Below are 23,618 nucleotides of genomic sequence, written 5' to 3' on the forward strand. Positions count from 1 at the left end.
CCTTACCGATAAGAGAATTATTAGCCGCTTGCCGCCCTGGCCTTCTGCCGTGAACCGTCTTGGGCGACTTTAAACTTCTTCAAAAGAACGACTTCGGTCCCTTTGCCGGGCTCGGAGTTGATGGAAATGTCGTCCATGAGAAGGTGCATGAGCGGTATGCCCCGTCCGCCCAAATCCTCCACGCAGGGGAACTCGCGGATATCGGAGGAGGTATCGAAACCGCTCCCATCATCTATTACCCGAACCACCATCGAGTCACCGCTACGATTGACTTCAACCACTACACAAGCCGAGTTTGCATGGCGAATCGAGTTGGTCACCGCTTCGACGGTCGCGAGAACTATATCGTCGGCAGCTTCATCGCCGATAGCCACAGTCCGTGCGATATTGAGAATAAACTCGCGCGCTCGCGATATATGCCGATAGTTCGCGTCTATCGTCAGTCTACCTATATTCTCTGCTTTTTGTTTGGGAACCGCCATCTCGACCCTACCCCTCACACTTTTCCATTAGTATCGGCAGGCGTACGGATATGATTAGAAATCTAACCCTAACGGGCTGGGCTACGAGTCTATGCGTGACCCCTATCAGCCCTCGCACGGCAACGGTTTTTGATAAGAGATGAGGTTTGGGGGTAAAAAAGAACCCGGATGAGCAACTGGAGGGGCGCCATTGCACATCCGGGACCTATGTTGTCTTTAGAATAACAAAATCGTCACCAAAAAGCAAGGGGTCTTTGATAAATTTGGGTAAGTATGTTCATATACTTCCTGTATAACTTAATTATACATATAGTATACGGGGTACCCCTAGTCCATGTATGCTATAGTGGCAGCCGGCCTCCGTGAAGACGCTCGAAGCAGGTCGGTCTCCTGTCCCCGGCCTCTCCACCGGCAAGATATTCTCCGAAAAAGAGCAGTGACAACCGGCTTGCGCTAATAATTATTGCGACTTTTTATCGGGCTAGCTCGAACCGTCTTACCTGCGATTACTACGGCTACACTTAGCCGCTGGACGCGCTTTTCCAGTTTTTGGCATGGACAATAGCGAATCCTTGAGGGAGAATATAACACTTAAGCAGTGATAAGAAGGAGTGATATACAAAATTTTCTTTGAAATTAAAATCAAACGTTTATAGGCCTAGCGAAATAATGCATCTTTCTTGATGATTTCGGACACGCAGCTACTTAATCCCTGCATTAAACACAACACGAGTTCTCACACCGCATTTTAGCATTGAAGATTTCTTTATCCCAAGAATACCGATCTGAACCGCTATAGGACATCGGGCAGGCGTGCTCGGCTGTTTCATGGTGTGTCAAGCGTAACATGCGTGTCTTTCGCGGCCTTCAAGCGTTGTTACTTGGAAGGAAGTGCTTTGTTTGGGCGGTAAAAAGACGGTGTTGATCTTGCCGATACTAGTAGTCGTGCTGATATTGTCGGGCGTGTCCGTGTCCGCGGGCGCGGACGTAGTAGATAAGCAAGAGGAGATAGAGCGAATACGAGAAGAGATGGCAAACAACCGGGCCTCCCTCGAGAAGGCCAACTTGTTTTACGAGCAATCGCTGACGGAAGTCAGAGTCGTCGATGACGAAATTCGCAAGAACGAGGCTGAAGTCAATAAGACTAAGGCCAAGATCGAAACCCTGAGAAAAAACCTCGACAGGCGCGTAACCTATATGTACAAGACGGGACCGTCCAGCTTCCTATCCGTTCTCGTACTCTCCGATGATTTTACGGATTTCCTCTCCAGGGCAAAATTGTTGTCATACGTTCTTTACCGCGATTTCGATTTGATAAGCACGACTAAGACACTCCGAGCCGGCCTCGACAAGCAGAGCCGGGGACTCGCGGCTTCGAGAGCAAAATATGCGAAGCAACTGGCTACTGCCGAATCACTTAGAAAAGAGCTTTACCAGCAGTACTCTATTAGGAACGCGAAGTTGGCGCAGTTAAACAAAAGGGCTGCCGGAAGCAATGACGGCAAGTTCGCCATGGCTCGCGCCGGCGCTTCTAGAGCCTATGTGTCCCGCGGTCAATCGCGAACGGGCTTCGTCTTTCCGGTCACCGGCTCAAACTCCTATGTGGATACTTGGGGCGCGCCGCGCTCGGGAGGCCGCCGGCATAAAGGCACCGATATCATGTCGTTAAAGGGCACACCGGTAGTCGCGTGCGTCTCGGGAACCATCGGCAGAACGACGCCTTACGACAGGGGTCTCGGCGGGGTTACCATATATCTCGACGGCGATGACGGAAATACCTACTACTATGCGCACCTCAACGGCATCAGCGCGGGGATCGGTTCGGGAACGAGGGTCGAGGCGGGTCAAGTCATCGGCTCGGTCGGCAGCACCGGGAACGCGAGCGCGAGCGCCCCCCACCTGCATTTCGAGATTCACAGAGGCGGGGGTTCCGCTGTAAACCCGTATGCGACGCTGCGAAGCGCCGAATAATAGAGACCTCGCACGGACGACATGCGTTTGGCGAAAATATTGGCCTAGAGGGCTTCCTCTACAGTGCCGCCGCCGACCACAATATCCCCATCGTAGAAGACGACGGCTTGACCTGGTGTGATAGCCGATTGCGGCTCGTCGAATTCGACCCTGACCCGGGCGTCGTCGAGGGGAACAAGCGTCGCGGGGACTTCGGGCGACTTATACCGTATCTTTGCGCACACTCTCATCGGCGATGTCAACTCGGCGATTGAGATAAGATTGATATCATTGGCCACAAGCCCTCTCCCGCCAAGGTCTTCCTTTGTGCCGACGATTATCGCGGCTTCCTCTTCGCTGATGGAGATGACGTAGAGCGGCTCAGGCCAGGATATCCCCAATCCTCTGCGCTGGCCGATAGTGTAATGGATTATCCCTTTATGCGCACCCAGAACAGTCCCATCCTTATGGTAAATCGGTCCCGGTTTCTCGGCTCCCGGCGCATACTCGCCGACAAAACGCGCGTAGTCGTTGTCGGGCACAAAGCAGATTTCCTGGCTCTCTTCTTTCCGGGCGACGGAGAGGCCGAGCGACTCGGCTTTTTCACGAGTCTCCTCTTTCGTCAGCGACCCCAGGGGAAAGAGCGTGTGCGCCAACTGCTCCTGTGTTAGCGAATAAAGAACATAGGTCTGGTCTTTCCGTTTGTCTCGCCCTTTTTTCAGAACGAATCTCCCGGTGCGCTCGTCGAACTCGATTTGCGCATAATGTCCGGTCGCTATAAAATCGGCGCCCACGGCGAATGCTTTATTAAACAGCGCTTTGAATTTTACGAATTGGTTGCAGCGTATGCAAGGGTTGGGAGTTCTGCCCCGCCGGTATTCGGATACGAAGTCTTCGATGACCGCCTCTTTGAAGACCTCGCGAAAATCAAAGGTATAATGAGGTATGCCTAGCTTGTGGGCGACGTTCTTGGCATCGTCCGTGTCCGAGAGTGAGCAACAACCCCCAAAGCGCTCGGCCGCTTCAGCGGTCTTCGCCGACGGCCGGATATTCATCGTGATGCCAATGACCTCATAGCCTGCCTCGACTAGTAAGGCGGCGGCGACAGAGCTGTCCACACCGCCGCTCATCGCGCAGACTACGCGCTGCTTTGCCTCGACCATGCCGCGGCGAACCTCCCTAACCTTCCTCAGCGGGATGCTTGGAGCGATAATCGGTTATCGCCTCGCGCAGGCCGTCAGCCGCGAGTACCGAACAATGCATCTTCTGTGGGGGCAGGCCGTCGAGCGCATCCGCGATATCCTGTCTCGATATCTTCTCGGCATCCCCGAGCGACATTCCTTGGGCAAGTTCGGTGACCATGCTGCTGGTCGCGATTGCCGCACCGCAGCCGAGCGTCTTAAACTTAATGTCATCTATTTTGTCATCCTTGACTTTGATGGTGATACGCATCATATCCCCACAGGTCGGATTGCCGACCTCGCCGACGCCGTCCGGGTTCTCGACCTCGCCGACATTTCGAGGATTCCTGAAATGCTCCATTACTTTCTCGGTGTACATCTTCTATCCTTTCCCTCCATAATATTTTTAACGCAACTAGCCTGCCAATCAACCGTCAAGCAGCCCGATAAGTACTTTCCTAACACTTCTTACCCCAGGATGCGTCGAGCGGCGACATGGCGCGCAGCTTGGTTATGATAGGCGGCAAGACCTCCAAGACGTAATCTATCTCGGCTTTGGTCGTCGTGCCGCCGAACGTCAGCCTGAGCGAGCTATGCGCCACCTCCGGCGGTACACCGATGGCCAGGAGGACGTGCGATGGGTCGAGAGTGCCAGAGGTACACGCTGAGCCGCTCGAACAGCTGATATTCTCCATATCGAGACTTAACAGAATCGCCTCGCCCTCCGCCCCGTTCAAACATACGCTCACGTTGTTCGGCAAGCGCTTTTCCGGATGGCCGTTGACCCGGACATCTTCGACCCGCTCGACGATGCCGGCGATGAGATAATCGCGTAATTCGATGAGGCGCTTAGCCTCGGCGTCCATCTCTTCTTCGGCCAGCTCGACCGCCTTGGCGAAGCCTACGATGCCGGCGACATTGTGCGTCCCGCCGCGGCGGTTGTGCTCCTGGCCGCCGCCGTGCATTATCGGTACCATCTTCGTCCCCTTGCGGACATAGAGCGCGCCGACGCCTTTCGGGCCATACAGCTTATGCGCGGAGATCGAGAGTAAATCGACGCCGAGCACATCGACCTTGGTCGGGATGTGGCCGAAGGTCTGCACCGCGTCGGTATGGAACAATACCTTTTTGTCGCGGGTCACCTTCGATATCTCCCCTATCGGCTCGATTGTGCCGATTTCGTTATTCGCGTGCATGACCGAGACGAGCACCGTCTTATCGGTTATCGCTTTTGCGACGTCGGCCGCTTCGACCAGACCATACTCATCGACCGGCAGGTACGTGACATCGAAACCGCGTTTCTCGAGATAGTGGCATGGCGCCAACACCGCATGGTGCTCGATTGGGGTGGTTATTATATGATTACCCTTTTTTTCATTCGCGTAGACCGTCCCCTTGACGGCAAAATTGTCGGCCTCGGTCCCGCCGCTCGTAAAGATTATCTCCCTCGGGTCGGCTCCGAGAAACGCCGCGATGCGCTCGCGGGCTTCCTCGATGACGCCCCTGTTCCTTCGCCCTAACGTATAGAGCGAAGACGGGTTGCCGAACTCATCGGTCAAATACGGCATCATCGCGTCGAGAACCTCTCGTCTCATCGGCGTCGTAGCCGCGTAATCCATATAAATCGATTTTTCCAAGTCTGCTGCCTCCTCGTTGATAAAACCTAGAAATTCTCGCCCGCTCGACGCGCGCCGTTAATCCTAGCGGCAGAGGGTGCGCCTTATCCTTCTTTTTGCGTCGCGCCTAAGTCGATGCCGCACGATGTCTCCCCCTGCTCACCGGGGACTACCCGCAACTCCGACGGCTGCTCCCCCTTCGACAGGGCTTCTATCTTTTGTTCAAGCTCGCGTATCTTATCCCCCAGGCATTTGATGGCCTGGGCTTCCGGGTCGGGCAGATGCCCGTGCTCGAGGACTTCTTCGGCGCTCAAGTGCTTCCCATGGCTCATAACGACGCGCCCCGGTATGCCGACTACGGTGGTGTTTGCCGGCACCGAGCGCACCACGACCGAGCCGGCTCCGACTTTTACGTCGTCGCCGACGGTGATGGCGCCAAGGACCTTAGCGCCCGCGCCGACGACAACCCGGTCGCCGATTGTGGGGTGGCGTTTTCCTTTTTCTTTGCCGGTACCTCCGAGAGTCGAGTTCTGGTACAAGAGGACATCATCGCCGATTTCGGCGGTCTCTCCTATCACTACGCCCATGCCGTGGTCGATAAAGAAGCGCCTCCCGATTTGCGCTCCCGGATGGATTTCGATTCCGGTTAGAAATCTGTTAAATTGAGATATGATGCGCGGTATGAGCGGCACGCGCCTTTCGTAAAGCAAGTGCGCGAATCGATGCATTAAGATAGCGTGAAACCCCGGGTAGCAGAAGACTACCTCCAGCACGCTCTTTGCCGCCGGGTCTTTTTCAAATATCGTTTTTATCTCTTCCCTTAGCGCCTTAAACACCTAAAGCACCCCTTACGCGTTAGCGGATTATTCAAAATCGGCGAAGACCGGGTTGCTCAAATACCGCTCACCGGTATCGGGCAGAAGAACTACGATCAGCTTGCCCCGGTACTCTCGACGCTGGGCTATCTGGACCGCGGCGCAGGCCGCGGCACCGCTTGAGATGCCCGCCAGTATGCCCTCCTCGCGGGCTAACCTGCGAGTATACTCAAACGCCTGGTCATTTGTGACCTGGACTATCTCATCTATTATCTCTTGATTGAGCACCGGCGGCACGAAGCCCGCCCCGATTCCTTGAATCTTATGCGGACCCGGCTGTCCACCAGAGAGCACTGGTGAATCGGTCGGCTCGACGGCGATGGCCTTAAAACCGGGTTTGCGCTCCTTTATTACTTCGGAGACGCCGGTAATAGTCCCGCCGGTCCCGACGCCTGCTACCAATATGTCGATTGCGCCATCGGTGTCGCGCCATATCTCCTCCGCCGTCGTCCGGCGATGGATATCGGGGTTGGCCAGGTTCTCGAATTGCTGCGGCATATAAAATTCCTGGTTTTCGCGGCCTATCTCTTCCGCTTTAGCAATCGCCCCCTTCATGCCTTCCGCGCCGGAGGTGAGAATAAGCTCCGCGCCGTACGCCTTGAGCAGATTGCGCCGCTCGAGGCTCATCGTATCCGGCATGGTAAGAATGACCTTATATCCACGGGCCGCCGCGACAAAAGCGAGCGCAATTCCCGTGTTTCCGCTAGTAGGCTCGATTATGGTCGAGCCTTTCGCCCTTGCGCCGCCGCTTGCGAAGGTCACGATGGTCTGCCCGGGACGCAACTTTCCCTCGCGCTCGGCGAAGTCGATCATGTTGACACCGATTCGGTCTTTTACGCTGCCGGCCGGGTTGAACGACTCTATCTTCGCAACGACCACCGCGTCCGCCCCGTCGGTGACCCGGTTGAGCCTGACTAAAGGCGTTCGACCGACAGTCTCCGAAAGGTCGTTATAGATTTGCGCCATGTGTCTCCCCCTTAATGTTTTAGATATAATACATCGGTTTGAGTGTTTGGTCATAGTGAACCTGGTCCATCGCCAGCTGCCTCAAGGTCGTCCCCTTGAGGACACGCTCGACCGCGCGTCCGACTTGGCACCAAAGGTCTTGTATCGCGCACTGCGCGTTTCTCGCGCACTCGGACGCATAGCTCCCGGCACAGCTCACCTCGGCGGGCGACCCCTCCAGGGCTTCTATTACCTCAAAGACCGTGATACTCTCCGGGTCGCGCGCCAACAAAACCCCGCCCTGGGCGCCGCGCCGGCTTTTTACTAGTCCTGCTTTGCGCAAAACCGTTACTTGCTGTTCAAGAAAGCGCTCGGGAATACCCTGGCGCGCCGCTATTTCGCGCACGCCGACGGGGCCTTGTCCGAAATAGTGTGTCATATCGACTAATGCCCTAAGCGCGTACTCGCTCTTGGCCGAAAATTTCATCTTACTCCCTGCTTTGCTTTCTTTATAATTCCGATAAATTTAGTGCGCCTTACTATAGAGCGACCGTACCACCGCGCTTTGACGATGTCAAGCTCTTCCAGGATAGCGAGGTCTATTATCCGTGGAATTGCCTATGGATAACGCTGCGAATTAGGAGTTTTAGGAGATTCGACATGCGACACGAGCCCGCACCGCTTACCTGTTGGGCGAGTCCTCTTCGAGGCCGATATTCATGTTGCCGCTCTTAAACGCCCGCAGGTCAAGGGCGACGAACCTGAAACCGATTTGGGCAAAGCGCTCGTGTATCTCAGTCGCACAGGCGAGCGCGTCGGCCATCTTTACTCTGCCAAGCTCTATCCGCGCCAGCTCGCCGTGGTGACGAACACGCAACTCACCCAAGTCTAGCGAGGCAAGAAACTGCTCCGCCTCTCCTATCTGACGGAGCTTCTCTTCGGTAATGGGCTGTCCGTATGGGATGCGCGTAGCGAGGCACGGTGAGCTTGGGGCGTCCCAATTGGCAAGGCCCAACTCCGCCGCGAGCCGGCGTATCTCGGCTTTGGTGAAGCCGACTTCTTTCAGCGGGCTTCGCACCCCCAGCTCCGCCGCGGCCCGCATACCGGGGCGCCAGTCATTGGCGTCATCCGCGTTGGCGCCGTCTACAACCAAGGCCAGCTTGCGCTCGGATTGAATCTCTAAGAACTCGGAAAACCGCGCTTTCTTGCAATGATAGCAGCGCTCGGGAGGGTTTGCGATGAAATCAGGATTAGACATCTCGCCGGCTTCGACGAAAAGGTGGTCGACTCCGATGGCGGCGGCTATGCTCGCCGCCCGCCCCCGCTCACCGGGCGGGAGCGTCGCGGAGACCCCGGTCACCGCCAGGACGTCGCCACCGAGAAGCCCATGCGCCACCCTCAAAAGGAGCGTGCTGTCGACACCCCCGGAAAACGCTACGAGAAGGCTGTCCATCTCGCGCAGCATATCTTCGAGATGCGCGTGTTTTTGGGTAAGCGTCTTCATGTCCTATCTTTCGTCTTCGCCGATTTGGTTTATGAGCGCGGCCATATACCCCGCGCCGAAGCCGTTGTCGATATTGACGACCGCGACACCGGTGGCGCATGAGTTGAGCATCGTCAGCAGCGGGGCGAGTCCGCCAAAGTGCGCCCCGTAACCGATGCTGGTGGGAACCGCTACGACCGGACAAGATACGAGGCCTCCGACGACGCTCGGCAACGCGCCGTCCATACCGGCGACGACCACAATAACCTTGGCGGAGACAATTGTCTGGTAAAAGGCCAAGAGGCGGTGGAGACCCGCGACACCCACATCGAAGACGCGTTCGACGCGCGCGCCGAGCATCTCAGCGGTTATCGCGGCTTCTTCGGCAATGGGAAGATCCGCCGTACCGGCGCTCAGGATCGCCACGAAGCCGACGGGCGCCTCTTGGGGGCGGCGGTCGACCGCGATAACCCGGGCCGCCTCGTGATAGACGGCGTCGGAGCAGATGCCTCTGACGGCATCGTATGCGCCGCGCCCGGCTCGGGTCGCCAAAAGCGCGCTTCCCCGCTCAAGGATAGTAGCGGCGATAGCCTCTACCTGTTCCGCGGTCTTTCCTTCGCAGTATATGACCTCCGGGAATCCCTTTCGCAGCGCGCGGTGGTTATCGACCTTAGCGAACCCCAGCTCCGTGAAGGGCAAATCCCTTAGTTTGGCGTAAGCCTCATCGACATCGATTTGGCCGCTCTTCATATCGTTCAACAACCGCTTTATATTATTGTCATGCATCGACATACCTCACAATACGCAACCGGATAGAAACGGGAACGGCCTCTTGGGAACAACGGACGCGGCAAAAACAAACGGGTGTGAGCGCGCCCAACATTTCGAGGGTTTAGTCCTCATAAGAATCCTCGAGATATAATTTTACGGTGAAGTAGCCGAAAATACCAGGTATTCTACTTAGCCGACTTTCTTCTGAGTATACTCAGGGCGATATCGTCGGTGAGGCGGCCGCGCGCGAAGAACGTGACCTCCTCTATCACGCGTCCGACCAACTCTTCGGCGGAGAGGTACGCGTGAACCTCTACTGCGCGCATCAGGCGCTCTACGCCGTAGAACTCCGAGCCGTGCCGCGCCTCGATTACCCCGTCGGTGTAGAAGACGAGGAAGTCGTCCTCGCTCAACCTCTCGACCGTCTCGGTATAGGCCAAGTCCGGTAAAATGCCGAACGCCGCGTTGAAATTTTCTATCTGGCGCGCCCGACGGAGCGTTCCCGAATAATGTATGGGATGAGGATGTCCGGCGTTGGAGATTAACAAGCGACCGCTGTTCCAATCGTAAACCGCGTAAACAAGGGTGATAAAAGTGCCGGTCTCGATGTCTCGCGATATGACCCGGTTAGCCATCTCGACGACGCCTGAGGCATATTTGGCTTGGTAGGCGAACGAGCGCATCGTATATTTTGCGAGCGCGGTAGTAGAGGCGGCTTCGATACCTTTGCCGCTGACATCACCGATGACCAGTCCGATAAGACTGTCCGAGATGTCGATGAAATCGTAGAAATCTCCGCCGATTTTAGCGGCCTCGCTCGCCGACGCATAGTAGACCGCCAGTTCGGTGTTGGGTATTTGCGGCAAGCGCCCCGGCAAGAAACTGCGCTGCAGGACATCGGCTACGTATCTCTCGCGCTCATAGGCGTCCTTTATCTTCTCGTAGAGACGCGCGTTCGATATGGCCAGCGCCGCCTCTCTCGCTATCGCTTCAGCCAGCCTGATTTGCGATGGCGTAAAAGCCGGAGAGGCGCCCGGGTTATCGAGAAACAGGCCGCCGATTATTTCATCACGCTGAGCTATGGGCACACCGAGGAGCGACTTCATATCCAAGTCCGCGACGAAGTCCCGGAGTGGGCTCTCGGTTTGGAGGTCATCGATGACGACCGTTCGTATCTCCGCATACATCGAGGCGAGCATATCGCCCATCTCCGTTAGCGAGACGCGCGTCCCCACCGCGAAATTTGGCCGACCGATACTCGCGACAAATTCGATGCCCCGGCGTTCGGGGTCGTAAAACTGGATACTGCCGCGCTTCAACCCTGTCAACTCGGTAGCGACTAGGCCGAGCCGCTGGAGGACATCATTGATATTGAGCGCGGAGGTGAGCGTATCGCTGGCTTCGATAAGCAGGCCCGCCTCCTTGGCCGATTGGCGGCTTTTTTCAAATAGACGAGCGTTTTCGATAGCGATTGCCGCCTGCAATGCGATGGATTCGGCAAACGCTATCTGGTCCTCGTCGAATTCATGCTCCCCGTCGGTATGGCTTAATACGATAACCCCGCTCACCTTGTCTTTAACGGCCAGCGGCAGCACCAGTACCGAGCGCAGCCCAAACATCTGAACATAATTATAGGGAACCCGCGGGTCGATATTGGCGTCCTTGATCAACACATATTCTTTGGTCTTTATCGCCTCGGCGGCGAAGCGAAACTTGCTCGCGTCCTCGACGATGTCATGGATGCGCTCACCGACCGGACCATAGCCCATCTGCCCGTAGAACCTACCCTCATCAGGCTGGTAAAAGAAGATGCCTCCGGCCTCGATGCCGATAGCATTGCTTGTCTCATTGATGACCCGTTGGAGGACTTCGGAGAGTTCGAGGGTGGAGCTGATGATTCGGCTTATCTCGTTCGCGGCCTCGCTGCGCCTCGCCCGCTCCTCGGTCTCCGCGAAGAGCCGCGAGTTCTCGATGGCTATCGCCGCTTGACGTCCGACCGCTTCGACCATCGTCAAGTCGTTGCCGCTAAATTTGCGCGCCTCGCTAAGGTTGCCGACCAAGAGCGAACCTATCAGCCGTTCGTCTACGAGCAGCGGTACGACAATCAAAGACTTTACCCCGCAACCCGCAAACTCAACGGAAGATGCCGCGTGCGGCGGGCATTCGTTTACCAGAGACGGCCGTTTCGTTTTGATGACATCCCCGGTCACCCCGACCCCGGAGTGTATGGCCGCCTGGGACAAGGTGCCCGGAAAACGATATGCGTGGCCGTATGTAAGGGTATCCGATTTTTCATCGTAAAACCCGACGGCACCGGCGTCGGCGTTGGACAACTGCACGGCGCGCCTGACGATAAGCGGGAGAAACTTGTCGACTTCAAGACCGGACGTTATCTCAAGCGCGGTCCTGGCGAGTATCTGTAGGTTGCGATTTTGGTCACGCAGGCGCGCCTCGGAATCCTTTACCCGCTCGAAGAGGCGCGCGTTCTCAACGGCCGCCGCGGCTTGGCGCCCCATACCGACCAAGAGGCCCAATCCTTCGCTGAGCAACCCCGACTCCGGCTCGACGGCGAAGACGCCGAGCACTCCAAGGACCGTCTCCTTCGATTCCAATATGACCAGGGCCGCTGATTTCACGCCGGCCTCCACGAACTCCTCCACCGCCAACTCATGGTTTGGATAGTCCTCTATGATGACCGGCTCTCTAGTCTCGATGACGCGGGTGAAAAGCCCGTCACCCCTTCTTATTATGGCTTTCTCGAGATTTCGCGGCATATTGTAGAGGTAAGGATAGCTTACCGTGCCGTCATGCTCATCGTAGAAACCTATCGCACCCGCGTTTCCGCCCATGCTTTCGACCGCATTTTCCACTACGCGCGTTAGAATCTCCCGAAAGTCCAGGCGTGAAGTAATCTCAAGGGCGACCTTGTTGAGTAGTTCGAGGTTGTCTTTTCCTTCGCGCAGCTCTTTCTCGATTCGCAGTCGCTCGGTGATGTCGCGGGCGATACTCAATATAAAAGCGCGGCGGTTTACTTTGATGACTTTCGCGTTGATCTCGACGGGAATCAACGTCCCGTCCTTTTTCTTAAAGTGAGTTTCGCTGAAATCGCGAACGTGGCCCTTTGCGATGAGTATATCGAGTATTTTCCGCACCTGCGGGCGCTCGGAGTGCGGGCGCAGCCCAAACGCGTCCATTTGCAGGAGTTCGTCTCTCGAATAACCGGTAAGCTCGCTCGCGTAGCCGTTCGAGTCGACGATGGTCCCATCGAGCCCGAAGACGATTATGGCATCGAAAGCCTCCGCGAAGAGTTTCTTGAACCGCTTAAGCTCCCTCTCGAGTTCCCTAAAAGTCTCGCTATCCTTGCTCATCATCCCCAACTTCTCACAGTACGGCGCGGACACCGCTCTTATCGTCGTCTAAATTCTATCGCTACTTAGTAGTTTCCATAAGAATGACCAGATAAAACTTGCCCGGTAACAGCTTGCATCAAGGATTTTGCGGGGCGTCTTTGGGGATTTATCGTTGATTATTGTGGGTAGATTTTTGTTGGGCTTATCGCCTACGGAAGCACAAAGCCGGCTAACCGCCGGTTGTTCAAAGTATGGTGCCCGAGGCCGGAGTCGAACCGGCACAACCTAAAGGTCGGCGGATTTTAAGTCCGCTGCGTCTGCCTATTCCGCCACTCGGGCATCTCTTCGATTATATAAATCTTACTCATAAAATCCTAGTTAAATATGGATTGTTTTTCGTTGCGCTAAAACATATCCAAAACATATCAATCCGGTTCTTCTCGGACCGACAAAGGGCTTACGAAGTCGACCCGTCGCCAAGCGCGCGAATCAGGCCATCCAGGATGTCGTGCTCGCTAACGACCATCTCGGCAAAATCAAGTCTCTCAAGCGTCTCGTCGAGGATGAGGGCTCCGGCGATTATGACGTCGGCGCGCTTGGGGTCCATGCCGGTCAGCGCTTTGCGGGCGTCGAGGTCGAGCGACGCTAGCTGTGCGACCAATGCTTGCAGCTGACCGCGCGTGATTCTCGAGCCGTGGATTCGCGCCGAGTCGTAGGGCTCAACGCTATATAGAACAGCGGCTAACTGGGTGGCGGTTCCGGCTACGGCCACCAGAGCGTTTGGCTTTGCCGCGACTATGCGCTCGAAGAGATCGCGCGTCCGTTCCCCTATCATCGCGCGCGCCGCCGCGAACTCGGTATCGGTCGGTGGGTCGGATTTGAAAAAGAGTTCCGTAAGGCGGACCGCGCCGATATCGATGCTGACCGCATCGAGAACACCGCCGCCGGCCCCCCGGATATACTCGGTGCTCCCGCCGCCTACATCGACGACGAGGGTCATGCCGCCGGGCGCGACGGCCGACTCCGACGCGGCGCCCGCGAAGGTGAGCCTCCCCTCTTCTTCTCCTGAGATGACCTCGATTTGGAGCCCGAGCCGGCGCTCGACCATGGCGATAAAATCGTCCGCGTTGCGGGCGTCGCGCATCGCGCTCGTCGACACCGCGCGCACCTTGCGCACGCCGTGTTTGAGCATTAAATCCCGGTAGCCCTCGAGTATGGCAACCGTGCGCTCCATCGCCCGCGGGTTTATCTCCCGGCTCTGCTCGACCCCTTCGCCGAGTCGCGCTATCTCGACTTCGCGCACGACATCGAGCCATTTGCCGTCGGCGCCCTCCTCGGCGATTAGAAGCCGCACCGTATTGGTACCGATATCGATGACCGCCGCTTTCATTTGCCGTCACAGCGCGCGTCGCACGCCCCGGCTCCGAGATTCTCCGCCACCAGCTTGCCGACGGGATTAGACCCGGACACGAGATAGTGCGCGAAGTGCGCGTGAAGGCACTTGATGGCGTCGAGGTCTCGCACGCCGCCGATGCCCTTGTCGTATACGGGATGGGCCGTATCGCGTACGCCGCACTTGCGGGCCTCTCCGTACTCCCGTTGGGCCTGGTTGAGATGGGCCCGTAACTCCGTATCGCGGGAGAGCCTGTCGATAAACCCGGCCGCCCAGCCGCTAGCTTCAAGTCGCGCTACGGCCTTGACTTTCATCGGACAAGTAAGCCAATAAAGGGTTGGAAAGGGCGTTCCATCGCTCAAAAACGGTTCCGTTTCGACAACTTCGGGACAACCGAAATCACAGCGAGCAGCCACGCGCCTTAGTCGGCGAGGCTTGCGCTTGATTTGCGTCTCGATGATTACTCTATCATCCTCGGCTATCTTCTCTTTCACATCCTCCATTAAACAACAAAAAAACATCCGTGAGGATACTTTTCTCTATGTCTAAGCGGGTATTATCGTCGAAATCCCCGCTTGTTGGATATTTAGTTTTCCTAAAAAACACCCGTAAGCCAATCGGTTAAACGCTTCCAAAGCGAAGAGAACCCTTCGTTTTGCCCGTTCTTTGCGGCGTCATCCGGATTCGGCTTGAGCGACTCTTTCGGCTTTTCGGGAACGACTATGATAATCTCCTCGTCGGCTCTTGATAGCCCGAGCGACCTGGCTTGCTGCTCGACATAATCGTCCGAGTCCAACTCTTTGAGTTCTCCCTTGAGCCGGATATTTTCGGCCTTGATCCGCGCTAACTGGGTATCGAGACGCGCCAGCTCACGGCTGTGCTCCATGCGGTATGTTACCGGATAGACGGCCCAAGCTATGAGCGCAATCGATATTCCGAGTAAGATGATGCGCCCGACATTGGGCCGAGCCCGCCGCTTCGGGCGTATAGCCGTGACTTTGCCCGGTTTGCGCCGCGCCTTCGCCGGCGTGACTTTAGCGCCCGACGCGGTTTTGAGCTGCGCCGGTTTAAGGGACTTCATAGTCGTCCGCTGTTTATTCTTGCCCCTTTGCTCTGTTCTCACAGCTATCTCTCTTGCCGTATCGATTGCTACGAATATTGGTAGAGCGCCCCAGCGCCCGCCGGCCAACCTTCTTAACTATAATATTACAATCGCTCGCGGTAAAAAGAAAGCCCGCCTTGGCCGCTGCGCGTCGAGCGTCAACCGCCATACCGAACGGCTCAAACGCGATGGACCTTTATCAGATTAGTAGTTCCCGGCACATTTACCAGCACGCCGGCGGTGATTACCACGAGGTCTCCGCTGTCTATCAAGCCGACCCTGAGCGGGATGTCGACGGCAATATCGAACATGTTGTCGAGATGAATGCTCGGGCTCGCGACAAGCGGGATGACGCCCCATGAGAGTTGGAGCTGCCGAACGACTTCCGGGCTCGGGCTCACCGCCACTATCGGCTGGAGCGGGCGGTGTTTTGCGACCTGCCTGGCGGTCTCGCCCGACTGCGTGGAGGTGATAATGGCTTTAGCCTTGAGCGACGAGGCGATTTCGCACGTAGCCCGGCTAATCGCCGAGGTCGTGCCGACAGCTTTACCTTTGGCTCCGCCGCGGTCGACGCAATAGGTAAGAACCTTCTCCGCTTCCATGATGCTCCGCCCCATCATCTCGACGCTCTCAATCGGAAATCTGCCCATCGCGGTCTCGCCCGAGAGCATCAAGGCGTCGCTCCCATCCAAAACCGCGTTGGCGACATCGCTTACTTCGGCGCGCGTAGGGCGGGGGTTGCGTATCATCGAATCGAGCATCTGAGTCGCGGTGATGACCGGCTTGGCCGCCTTCATGCACCTGTCGATGATCATCTTCTGCACAAACGGGACCTTCTCGGTAGGCATCTCGATACCGAGGTCGCCCCGTGCTATCATTATGCCGTGCGAAACCCTTAAAATATCATCGAAGTCCTCGACCGCTTCGGTCTTTTCGATCTTGGCGATTACTTTGGCGCTGGAAGATGCCTCCGCTATCAGGCTCAGCAGCAACTCGATATCCTCCGCGTTCCTGACGAACGATAGGCCGACCCAGTCTACGCCCTTCTCAAGGCCAAACTCTAAATCGGCACGATCTTTCTCGGAGAGCGGCGAGAGGCTGACCTTGACGCCCGGAAGATGAACTCCCCGGCGCGAATTGAGCGGGCCGCCCTCGATGATTCGGGTGCGCACATCTTCGCCCTCGACCCCCAGCACTTCCAGCGTTATTAAACCTTCGTCTATCAAGACGGTGTCGCCCGGCCGCACATCCCCGGGCAGGTCGTGGTAGTTGATAGAGACGGCGTCTTTAGTGCCGAGAATATCGCGAGTGGTGACGACAAACTCGTCACCGTCGATAAGCTCTACTTCACCGCCATCGACCTCGCCGACCCTGAGTTTTGGGCCCGCGAGGTCCATAAGAACCGGGATGGGCCGGCCGGTCTCCTCTTCCATGGCCCGTGTAAATTTGATTGTGAGGGCGTGGTCGTCGTGCGTTCCGTGCGCCATATTGATACGCACGACATCCATGCCGGCATCGAGCAGCCTTCTCATGACCGTTTTATCCCGGCTAGCCGGCCCTATCGTGCATACTATCTTCGCGTGTCTCACATCGCCTCCAAAAAAACTCGCGTTAATTCCGTTAATACCGTGCGTCAACCGCCAAGCCTTATGGTTAGCGGCTTATGTTGTAGAACGCTTCCATGCCGCGATAAGCCGCCGCGGAGCCCAACTCCTCTTCGATGCGGAGCAATTCGTTGTATTTCGCGACACGGTCGCTTCTCGACGGCGCGCCGGTCTTTATCTGGCCCGCGTTGAGCGCGACCGCCAGGTGGGCGATGGTCGTGTCTTCGGTCTCGCCCGAACGGTGCGAGATTACCGCGCTGTAACCGGCTGTTTGCGCCATCTCTATCGCCTCGAGCGTCTCGGTAAGGCTGCCGATTTGGTTTAGTTTGACCAGAATCGAGTTGGCGGTCGCCGTTTCAATTCCCGCCTTGAGCCGCCTTACGTTGGTCACAAAGAGGTCGTCGCCGACGATTTGGACTGTTTCACCGATCCGTTCGGTCAGCTCCTTCCAGCCATCCCAGTCGTCTTGCGACATGCCGTCCTCGATTGAGATGATGGGGTATTTCTCGCTCAGTTGGGCGTAATAGTCGACCATCTCCGAGGCTGAAAGGGTCCGGCCTTCGCCTTCCAGAACGTAATTTCCGTCCTTATAGAATTCGCTGGCAGCCGGGTCGAGGGCGATAAATATCTCCTTGCCCGGTATATAGCCGGCCTCTTCAATCGCAATGATGATCATTCTTATCGCGTCCTCGTTCGATGAGAGATCGGGCGCGAAGCCGCCCTCGTCGCCGACGGCCGTGTTGAGCTTCTTGGCTTTTAATACTTTACGCAGACTATGGAAGACCTCGGCACCCATGCGCAAGCCTTCCTTAAAAGAGGCGGCGCCGACCGGCATGACCATAAATTCCTGAAAATCGACGTTGTTGTCGGCGTGCGCACCGCCGTTTAATATGTTCATCATCGGAACCGGCAGAACGTGGGCGTTGACCCCGCCGATATAGCGATAGAGCGGCAGCCCGAGATAGTTCGCCGCCGCGCTCGCCGCCGCTAGGGAGACGCCGAGAACGGCGTTGGCGCCGAGACGGCTCTTGTTATCCGTACCATCGAGCCGGAGCATGGTCAAATCGATGAACCTCTGGTCCAGGCTGTCAAAACCTATAATCTCGGGCGCTATGATCTCGTTGATATTGTCGACCGCTGTTTGAACCCCTTTTCCGAGATAGCGTCCGGGGTCGGCATCGCGCAACTCTAGCGCCTCATATGCGCCGGTGGACGCCCCGGAGGGAACCGCCGCCCGCCCGAGATACCCGTTTTCGAGGACGACCTCGACCTCCACGGTCGGATTGCCCCGCGAATCCATAATCTCCCTACCGATAATCTGATCGATCGTGCTCATTTCGCCTCCTGTTTTAGTAAGAAATAGTAAGAAATTCATATAACTATGAGCTACCAAAGGTCCGCGGCTACTCTTGCTCTTTCGCCTCGTCCCATAGCTTATCCTTCTCTTGCAGGGTCATGTCGGCAAGATTTTGCCCCCGCAGAGCCGCTTCGTCCTCGATGTAGCAAAATCTTCTCTCGAACTTCTCGCAGGTTTTTCTAAGCGCGAGTTCGGGCTCGACCTCAAGATGGCGCGCGATGTTGACGAGGGCGAAGAGCAAATCACCGACCTCCTGCTCGATGCCGCCGTCGCCCGCCCCGGCCCTTGCAAGCTCCCCGGCCTCCTCGACGACCTTCTCGAGCGCTCCCTCGATGTTTTCCCAGTCGAAACCGACCCTGGCGGCTTTGCCTTGCATCTGAAAAGCATAGAGTAGCGCCGGGAGCGATTTAGGAACACCCTCCAGCACGCGAACTCGCTCTTTCTCTTCGTGTTTGATTTTTTCCCAGTTTATTACCACTTCGCGGGCGGAAGAAACTTGCGTTTCGCCGAAGATATGCGGATGACGCCGCGTAAGCTTGGTGACAATGCCTTCGGCGACGTCGCTCATCGTAAATTGCCCCGCCTCCGAGGCGATTTGGGCGTGAAAGACTATTTGGAGCAAGAGGTCGCCGAGTTCCTCCATTAAGTGCCGACGGTCACCGTTGTCGATTGCTTCGACGGTCTCATAGGCCTCTTCGATAAGATAGCGCCGGAGTGTCTCATGGGTCTGCTCTTTGTCCCACGGACACCCCTGCGGGCCGCGGAGCGTCGCCATCAGCTCTATAAGGTCCTCACATCCGTAATCGCCCGCCATAGAGTCCACCTCCACAGAGAGAAAGATACCACGAAAAGACGGCGAAGTATACTCTACCCGGCGGGATACATAGCGCGCCTATATCGGGCGCTCAAGCGGCTCCACCGGCCCCGACCCCATATTAGGTCTTTTCCCGAAACCATCCGGAGCAATCCGCGTGTATCAAAAAAAGGCCCGCATTTGCGGGCCTTTGATTTTAAATTATTATTTGCCTGTCTGGGGCACCGTATTTTGAGGCGCTCCCTGGTCGGCGGGCGGAACCGCTCCCGGGGCCGCACCTGGAGCCGCTCCCGGCGCTACCTGCGGTGGATTAGCGTCTATATATCTATCGATTTTTGCCTTCTTCTTTAGCTCCTCGAGCCACTTTCCGAAAGTCTCTTGCTTCTCAGCGCTGAGCATCTGCTCTTCGACTTCGTCTTTGACTTCCTTGTATGCCTTCTCTCCGCCATTCTTCTTGGCGATCATCTTGATGATATGAAAGCCGTAGGTCGTCTTTACGAGATCGCTGATTTGCCCGGGCTCAAGCTTCCAGGACGCCTCCGCAAACTCTGGAACAAACTGGTCTTTGTCGGTCATCGGCATCTCGCCGCCTTTATCTTTGCTCCCCGGGTCGATGCTGTGCTCTTTGGCCAATTTGGAGAAATCCGCGCCCGCCCGGACATCCGCGAGTATCTTCTTGGCTTTATCCTCTTCTTGGACGAGAATGTGAGCCACCTGTACCTGGTCTTTTACCGCGAAACTCGCCTTGTTCTTTTCGTAATACTCTTTGACCTCTTTGTTCGAAGCCTTGATATCCTTGGTCACCTGCTCGCCGAGTTTCTCTATTTGGATACGGTCCGCCAACTCTTTTTTAAACTGGACAAGCGTCATGTTCTGCTGCTTAAGAGCCGCTTCGAGTTCCGCTTGCTCCTTGAGACCGTACTCTTTCATCAACTCTTTTAACTTGTCGTCTATCTCTTTATCGGTCACCTTGATGCCGCGTTTGTTGACTTCAGCCATGAGCAATTCCATTTCAATCATTTGGTCTAAGACTTGATTTCGGAATTGCACTTTCGCCTGCTCGCCCTGCTCTCCTTGGAACATCTCGGCCTGCTGCCCAACCATTTGAGCCATCCTCACATCCACCTCGGCCAATGTGATCTTCTTACCGTTAACCTTTGCAGCCAGGGGCTCTTTGGAGCAGCCGGCTACGGATAGAGCAACCACCGCGATAAGCGCGATTGCCGTGCCGTACCTCAAAACTTTCATCAAATTACCTCGCTTTCGTGCTTACATCGTCTCTTGAAGAGAGCGAACTCATTATATCACTAAATAAAGACAACATGAAGGGAATTATGTTCGACGATTCCACCTTGGCTACCTGGAGGTATTCGCGCTCGGGCTTGAATAACAAATTTTTATATGACACCGATAACACAACCTCTTGGTGCTTGGGCACTCGTATCGGAGACACCCTTACTTTGCCGTATTGCAGGCTGACCTCTTTTATGCCGAGAACATTGGCGATTAAGCGTAGGCGCGCGATACCGAGCAAGGCGTCGACCGGCTCCGGAACCGGACCGAAACGGTCGGCTAACTCCAAGGCGACTTCATCGAGGTCTTCGGGCGACCGCGCGAGGATTATCTTTTTGTACGCCTCTACCCGCAGATTCTCCTCGGCGATGTACGGCTCCGGCAGGTACGCGTCGACCGGCAAATCGATCTTTATCTCGGCGGGTTCCGCCACCGATTTTCCCTCCATCTCCTCGATAGCTTCGCGCAACATCTGACAGTAGAGTTCAAAACCTACCGCCGACATATGCCCGCTCTGCTCGGCTCCGAGGAGGCTGCCCGCTCCCCTGATTTCGAGGTCGCGCATGGCTATCTTGACGCCGGAGCCCAGCTCGGTAAAGTCGCTGATCGTCTTGAGCCGCTCGAAAGCCCGGCCGGTTAGGAGCCGGTTCGGAGTAAAGAAAAAGTAGGCGTAGGCGCGGCGCTCGCTCCGTCCGACCCTCCCCCTTAGTTGGTAGAGTTGGGCCAGGCCCAGATGCTCGGCGCGGTCGACTATGAGCGTGTTTACGTTCGGGATATCGATTCCCGACTCGATGATAGTCGTGCTGACTAGGACATCGTAATCACCTTCTAGAAACGCCGCCGTTATCTTTTCAAGTTGGTTCTCGCTCATTTGCCCATGCGCGACGGCGACGCGCGCCTCGGGCACTAGCGAGGTCAGGCGCACCGCGACACCGGTAATGGTCTCTACGCGGTTATGGACATAATAAACCTGCCCACCCCGGCCAAGCTCACGGCGGACGGCCCGGAGCAACATCTCCTCATCATAACGGCCGACATGGGTGATGATCGGGCGGCGATCTTCGGGGGGCGTCTCTATCACCGACATATCGCGCACACCCGCCAGTGACATCTGCATAGTACGCGGTATCGGCGTAGCGCTCAGCGTCAGGACATCGACGCTCTTTTTGAAGTTGCGGATTTTCTCTTTGTCGTTGACCCCGAAGCGCTGTTCTTCGTCGATTATTACGAGCCCCAGGTCGAACGGTTTCACATCGGCCTGGAGCAGCCGGTGCGTCCCTATCAGAATGTCTACTTCGCCCTCGTTAAAACGCTTTATGGTATCCTTCCGCTCGTTGCGCGACCTGAAGCGGCTGACCATATCGACATTGACCGGATAGGCCGAGAGCCGCTCTTTAAATGTGGTGTAGTGCTGCTGCGCCAGAATAGTCGTCGGCACGAGAACGAGAACCTGCTTGCCGTCTACGACCGCCTTGAACGCGGAGCGGACCGCGACCTCGGTCTTACCGTAGCCGACGTCGCCGCATATCAGCCTGTCCATAGGCTTTGGGGCTTCCATGTCGCGCTTGACATCGTCTATCGCGGTCAGTTGGCCGGGCGTCTCGACGTGGACAAAGTCGCCCTCCATCTCGTTTTGCCACGCCGTATCGGCCGAGTACGCGTGGCCCCTCGCCTTCGAACGCTCGGCGTAGAGCGACAAAAGGTCATAGGCGACCTTCTTGACGGATGCTTGAACCTTTCGCTTCGCTTTGAGCCACTCGGCGCTGCCGAGTCGCGATATAGTCGGCTCCTCGCCGGCTGTGCCGATAAAGCGGGTTATCCGGTCGAGCTGCTCCATCGGGACAAAGAGCTTGTCGGTACCGGCATACTCGAGGAGCGCGTAATCGCGGACGATACCGGCGACTTCGCGCCGCTTGAGCCCCGCGTAGACCGCTATGCCGTGGTTGCTGTGGACGACAAAGTCGCCCGGGTTGAGTTCGGAGACGCTTGCGATAGCCCGACCCGGCGTCACACCGCCGACTTTAGTCGCGGCGCTTTGCCTCCCGAAAATATCGGCAAAGGATACTACCGCGAGCGCGAGGTCGCCGCTGTCGAAACCGCCGGAAAGATTTCCGAGCGCGAGACAGACACCGTGCAAAACGAGCGAATCCCGCGAGTAGGCAATCCCCCGCTCAGAGAATATCTCTGCCATACGCGCGCGCTCTCCCTCATTGCGCAGAACCACTACGACCGCCATTCCGGCGCTTACATAATCTTTGAGAAGTTTTTCTAGCGCGTCGATGTCTCCGAAAAGCGGCTGAATCGCCGAGGCCGCAAAACTCATGACCTCGTTTGATGATTGGCCTATAGAGAACAACCGCAAAGTCGGCGCGCCCTTCTCGAGGAGCGCCGCCGGCCGCATGAAGTACGTATCGGCCGAGCCCGTCGCGGCGCTGTCCTCCACCAGGTGCTCGATATAGGATTGTTGCTGCTCGTAGTAGCGCTCGCCCGCTTGCTCCGTCTCCTCGGGTTCATCGAGGACGATTATACAATGCTCCGGCAGGTAATCCATCAATGAAGCCGTCTCTTCGTAGAGAAACGGCAGGTATTTCTCGATTCCGTCGAAGTAGCGAAACTCCCGCAACGCGGCTATCTCATCTTCATGCTCGGCCCGGTATCTCTCCGGAAGCCTCCGGAGCGCCCGTTCGATATTGCCCTCGTTGAGCGATAGGTGACGGCATCCGTAGACGACGGCGCTGATCATATTGCCGGTCGAGCGCTGTGTTGTCGGGCTGAATGTCCGTATCGACTCGACATCGTCGCCGAAAAGCTCGATACGGATTGGTGTCTTCCCCTGTGCCGGAAAGACGTCGATGATGCCGCCGCGCACGCTAAACCGACCTTGGCCCTCGACGCGCATCGTTCGCAAATAGCCCATCGACACCAACCGCTCAGCTAAGCCATAGATATCTATCGTCTCACCGACGCGCACCTCGACCGGATGATGGAGTGATTCCGTGACGGGAGGCAGTACGCCCATCGCCGTCTGAATGGAGCTTACCCACACCCGCGGCACGCCCGCGGCCATGCTGTCGAGAACCGCGAGTCGCTTACCCGCGGATGCCGCGCCGGGTGAGAGCGGATCATAGGGCATCGTCTCGGGGTCCGGGAAGACATCCGCGTCGACCGAGAACGCCCGCAAGTCCGAGGCCAGACGGACGGCGCGCTCCGCGCTTGCCGTTAGTACCAGCATCGATGAGCGCAAATCCGAGCGAATCGCCGCGAGCAGAAAAGCCCGCGCGCTCGCGCTAATCGACACGTCCGCTTCGGAGCCGCTCTTTAACTCGCTGATAATACTCTTATAGCGCTCGTCGCTTGAGATATATTCGACCAGTTTGCTTATTTCCACATAAATCCCCGCAT

The 23,618-nt window shown here is 56.7% G+C and carries 19 protein-coding genes and 1 tRNA gene; 1 reads left to right on the plus strand and 19 read right to left on the minus strand.

Features of this window, described 5'->3' with window-relative positions; translation table 11 throughout:
* Positions 1-20 precede the first annotated feature (20 nt).
* Positions 21-482 (minus strand): ATP-binding protein, encoded by a 462-nt coding sequence (locus KGZ93_08800; GenBank protein ID MBS3909706.1) that lies wholly within the window; start codon positions 480-482, stop codon positions 21-23.
* A 900-nt stretch (positions 483-1,382) separates the two neighbouring features.
* Here KGZ93_08800 and KGZ93_08805 point away from each other — a divergent pair.
* Entirely contained in the window at positions 1,383-2,453 is a 1,071-nt protein-coding gene (locus tag KGZ93_08805; GenBank protein ID MBS3909707.1) for a peptidoglycan DD-metalloendopeptidase family protein, read from the plus strand.
* Positions 2,454-2,497: 44 nt separating this feature from the next.
* Here KGZ93_08805 and mnmA read toward each other — a convergent pair whose 3' ends face one another.
* The 18 genes from mnmA to mfd all read right to left on the minus strand — a co-directional run bounded on the left by mnmA (position 2,498) and on the right by mfd (position 23,604).
* Entirely contained in the window at positions 2,498-3,595 is a 1,098-nt protein-coding gene (gene mnmA / locus KGZ93_08810; GenBank protein MBS3909708.1) for a tRNA 2-thiouridine(34) synthase MnmA, read from the minus strand.
* Positions 3,596-3,611: 16 nt separating this feature from the next.
* Positions 3,612-3,992, minus strand: a complete 381-nt coding sequence (gene nifU / locus KGZ93_08815) for a Fe-S cluster assembly scaffold protein NifU (protein ID MBS3909709.1) — start codon at positions 3,990-3,992, stop codon at positions 3,612-3,614.
* Between the two features lie 79 nt (positions 3,993-4,071).
* A complete protein-coding gene (nifS, locus tag KGZ93_08820) occupies positions 4,072-5,232 on the minus strand; it encodes a cysteine desulfurase NifS (protein ID MBS3909710.1) in 1,161 nt (386 codons plus the stop codon).
* A gap of 101 nt (positions 5,233-5,333) precedes the next feature.
* Positions 5,334-6,065, minus strand: coding sequence for a serine O-acetyltransferase (cysE, locus tag KGZ93_08825; GenBank protein ID MBS3909711.1), 732 nt, complete (start codon positions 6,063-6,065; stop codon positions 5,334-5,336).
* 27 nt (positions 6,066-6,092) lie between these two features.
* The gene (gene cysK / locus KGZ93_08830) at positions 6,093-7,070 is read right to left on the minus strand and encodes a cysteine synthase A (protein MBS3909712.1); all 978 of its coding nucleotides are present in this window, start codon (positions 7,068-7,070) and stop codon (positions 6,093-6,095) included.
* Between the two features lie 19 nt (positions 7,071-7,089).
* Positions 7,090-7,536 (minus strand): Rrf2 family transcriptional regulator, encoded by a 447-nt coding sequence (locus KGZ93_08835; protein MBS3909713.1) that lies wholly within the window; start codon positions 7,534-7,536, stop codon positions 7,090-7,092.
* Positions 7,537-7,731: 195 nt separating this feature from the next.
* The gene (gene larE / locus KGZ93_08840; protein ID MBS3909714.1) at positions 7,732-8,553 is read right to left on the minus strand and encodes an ATP-dependent sacrificial sulfur transferase LarE; all 822 of its coding nucleotides are present in this window, start codon (positions 8,551-8,553) and stop codon (positions 7,732-7,734) included.
* A gap of 3 nt (positions 8,554-8,556) precedes the next feature.
* Positions 8,557-9,318 (minus strand): nickel pincer cofactor biosynthesis protein LarB, encoded by a 762-nt coding sequence (larB, locus tag KGZ93_08845; protein ID MBS3909715.1) that lies wholly within the window; start codon positions 9,316-9,318, stop codon positions 8,557-8,559.
* 170 nt (positions 9,319-9,488) lie between these two features.
* Positions 9,489-12,674, minus strand: a complete 3,186-nt coding sequence (locus KGZ93_08850; protein ID MBS3909716.1) for a GAF domain-containing protein — start codon at positions 12,672-12,674, stop codon at positions 9,489-9,491.
* Between the two features lie 231 nt (positions 12,675-12,905).
* A tRNA-Leu gene (locus tag KGZ93_08855) sits at positions 12,906-12,992 on the minus strand.
* 118 nt (positions 12,993-13,110) lie between these two features.
* Positions 13,111-14,043 (minus strand): Ppx/GppA family phosphatase, encoded by a 933-nt coding sequence (locus KGZ93_08860; GenBank protein ID MBS3909717.1) that lies wholly within the window; start codon positions 14,041-14,043, stop codon positions 13,111-13,113.
* Positions 14,040-14,540 carry a DUF501 domain-containing protein gene (locus KGZ93_08865; GenBank protein ID MBS3909718.1) on the minus strand — a complete coding sequence of 167 codons (501 nt, stop codon included), beginning with the start codon at positions 14,538-14,540 and terminating at the stop codon, positions 14,040-14,042. Before KGZ93_08865 ends, KGZ93_08860 begins: the two co-directional genes overlap by 4 nt.
* A 101-nt stretch (positions 14,541-14,641) precedes the next feature.
* Positions 14,642-15,169: a septum formation initiator family protein gene (locus tag KGZ93_08870; protein MBS3909719.1), complete on the minus strand. Its 528-nt coding sequence runs from the start codon at positions 15,167-15,169 to the stop codon at positions 14,642-14,644.
* 158 nt (positions 15,170-15,327) lie between these two features.
* Positions 15,328-16,737, minus strand: a complete 1,410-nt coding sequence (gene pyk, locus KGZ93_08875; GenBank protein ID MBS3909720.1) for a pyruvate kinase — start codon at positions 16,735-16,737, stop codon at positions 15,328-15,330.
* A 64-nt stretch (positions 16,738-16,801) separates the two neighbouring features.
* Positions 16,802-18,088 (minus strand): phosphopyruvate hydratase, encoded by a 1,287-nt coding sequence (gene eno, locus KGZ93_08880; protein ID MBS3909721.1) that lies wholly within the window; start codon positions 18,086-18,088, stop codon positions 16,802-16,804.
* 67 nt (positions 18,089-18,155) lie between these two features.
* Positions 18,156-18,923, minus strand: a complete 768-nt coding sequence (gene mazG / locus KGZ93_08885; protein ID MBS3909722.1) for a nucleoside triphosphate pyrophosphohydrolase — start codon at positions 18,921-18,923, stop codon at positions 18,156-18,158.
* Between the two features lie 204 nt (positions 18,924-19,127).
* Positions 19,128-20,171 carry a peptidylprolyl isomerase gene (locus KGZ93_08890; GenBank protein MBS3909723.1) on the minus strand — a complete coding sequence of 348 codons (1,044 nt, stop codon included), beginning with the start codon at positions 20,169-20,171 and terminating at the stop codon, positions 19,128-19,130.
* 4 nt (positions 20,172-20,175) lie between these two features.
* On the minus strand, positions 20,176-23,604 hold the full coding sequence (gene mfd, locus KGZ93_08895; protein ID MBS3909724.1) for a transcription-repair coupling factor: 3,429 nt from the start codon (positions 23,602-23,604) through the stop codon (positions 20,176-20,178).
* Between the last annotated feature and the right edge of the window lie 14 nt (positions 23,605-23,618).

Source organism: Actinomycetota bacterium (assembly GCA_018333515.1).
Taxonomy (GTDB): domain Bacteria; phylum Actinomycetota; class Aquicultoria; order Aquicultorales; family Aquicultoraceae; genus Aquicultor.